This window comes from Paenibacillus sp. P3E (assembly GCF_001909045.1).
Lineage (GTDB): Bacteria > Bacillota > Bacilli > Paenibacillales > Paenibacillaceae > Paenibacillus_AQ > Paenibacillus_AQ helianthi.
Window position 1 is genome coordinate 1 of record NZ_LVWH01000102.1, and the last position, 1565, is coordinate 1565.

The following is a 1565-nucleotide window of genomic DNA, read 5'->3' on the forward strand; positions in this document are numbered from 1 at the left end:
GCAGACATCGCTAAGGAAACCCATGTGGCCCGAGCCATTGACTTTCGGGGAATTGAACTGGGGAAAGATTGTGTATTCTCCAATACACGAACAGGTCTGGAGCAACTGGTACAGTGGATGAAGGAGCTTCAGCAGGAGCATGCCAAGAGCGACGTCCTCTTCGGCATTGAGCCCACCGGACACTACTGGTTTAACTTGGCCGAGTATTTGGGACAGCAAGGTATTCCTTTGGTCATTGTCAATCCGCACCATGTACACCAAAGCAAAGAACTGGAAGATAACTCACCGACGAAAAACGACTATAAAGATGCAAAAGTCATTGCCGATTTGGTGCGAAACGGAAAATACAGCGAACCTAAATTGCCAACAAGTATCTACGCAGATCTGCGAATTCTCATGAATCTTCGGGAGAAGATCATGGTGAACTTCGGACAGGTGCAAAGACGGGTGCAGAACTGGCTGGATCGCTTTTTTCCAGAGTACACGCAGGTATTTAAAGACTGGGAAGGCAAGGCTTCACGGATTACGCTAGGCGAGTTTCCCACACCAGGTGAAATCATCGCACTCGGTACAGAAGCCATCGTTCAGCGGTGGAAGAAAGACGTGAAACGAGCCGTAGGCACTAAACGCGCGCAGCACCTTATGGATACGGCGAGGAGTTCCATCGGACTGACCGAAGGACTTCCTGCAGCAAGAATAGAGATTCAAACGCTCCTGGAACAGTACGAAATGTTCGCCAGACAGCTCGAAGAGATTCTGGCCGAGGTGGAACGTCTACTGTCACAAATTCCGGGCACTGGAGAGATGCTCACCGTACCGGGTGTGGCTGTAGTTACGCTGGCGGGTTTCCTTGCAGAAGTAGGGGATCTAAGCGGTTACGAGCATGGACAGCAGATTATACGGCTGGCTGGACTGAATCTCAAAGAGAACAGTTCGGGAAAGAAAAAAGGCAAGTCCAGTATTACCAAGCGTGGACGTGCAAGGCTAAGGGCCCTGTTGTTCCGGGCGGTCATGCCCATGGTGGCAAAGAACACGGAGTTCAAGGCACTGCACCAGTACTTTACGAAGCGAAGTCAGAATCCACTGAAGAAAAAACAATCCCTTGTGGCTTTATGCGGAAAGCTCATACGAGTCCTGCACACGCTCGGGACCAAGCACATTCCATACGATGCAAACGACGTTTTAGGGCCGGTACGTCAGGCCCAGATCCAGATGGCAGCTTAAGTAAAACCGAAATCACGTTTCTCACCGGAAGGAAAGAACCAAGACAAAGGAAGCACGGAGCAGCCGCAGGAATCATTTCCATAAGGGCAACGACCCTGTAAAGGAGCAAGAAACGGCGTCCACCTCCTGAGAGGCCGAACGAAGGAATGTAAGGGCAAAGACCCCGCGTGACATGGGAGGGTAAGCCGTCAGGAGACAGGTGTGGATATCCAAAGTGCGATCACAGAACGTATCCTTGGGTTGGGGATGAATCCCCCGCTCTCTATTCCCGCCACCGGCTTCACCAGAAAATAATGTCATCCTTACATGACTTCTCCAGCTCTCAATCTGTCTATGGCTGA

General features: G+C 51.0%; 1 protein-coding gene. It reads left to right on the plus strand.

Going from position 1 to position 1565, the window contains the following annotated elements; translation table 11 throughout:
• Positions 1–1224, plus strand: a 1224-nt coding sequence (locus A3842_RS09570; protein WP_143186226.1) for an IS110 family RNA-guided transposase, incomplete at its 5' end; no start/stop codon positions are given.
• Between the last annotated feature and the right edge of the window lie 341 nt (positions 1225–1565).